Annotated in this window: 1 pseudogene; it reads right to left on the reverse strand. The window is 64.2% G+C overall.

The window, feature by feature from the left end:
* Positions 1-668 (reverse strand): annotated as a pseudogene (locus A9W96_RS04710) (glycosyl transferase family 1); the annotation flags it as partial.

Raw genomic sequence — 668 nt, forward strand, 5'->3', positions numbered from 1 at the left:
TCATCGGCAGCCGTGGGCAATTCCAAAGTCAGCGCACCGACGAAGGGGCGCTGGCCGTTCCATTTCGCCCATTCGGCGGCAAGCCCTGGGTAGCAGGCGTCGTCGTAAGCCTGAATTTCCAGCGATCCGTGTTCGGCGATTCGTCGCGTCCAAGGACTTGCTGTCTTGGGCAATCCGAGTTCGCGCCGCTGCGCGTCATCGGCCGACTTCGATCCACGCCACCACAGCCAGTCATGCAGCGTCAGCACCAAGCGAGAGGCCGACGCGGGCAAGATCGGCAACGATTGGCCGTTGGGGCGCACCGGGGCATGGTGCAGCGTGGCCAACGGAAGCCCGTGGTGTTCAGCGACATTGGCCGCGATCTCCTGGTAAGTCTGACCGGCGAGCACCAGGTCGGCTCCGTCCGCCAGTGACGTCAGTGTCTCGTTCATCTGCACCCAGGCCCCAGTGCTGACTTTCCACAGCTCGCGTCCCCACTCCGATAGGTCACGCATTCTCCAGAACGTGCTGAACACGGAGGTAAAAAAGTTGCGGAACACGTCCAGCCATACCCGTGTCTCCGCTCCGTAGGGCACCGCGGTAAGCCCGGCCGATTCCGCGAAGTCAACCAGGTCGGGCGGGACCGCGATGCACACGTCGTGCCCTCGGCGCTGCAGCTCACGGCCGAC

Source organism: Mycobacterium sp. 1245852.3 (genome assembly GCF_001669335.1).
Taxonomy (GTDB): domain Bacteria; phylum Actinomycetota; class Actinomycetes; order Mycobacteriales; family Mycobacteriaceae; genus Mycobacterium; species Mycobacterium europaeum_A.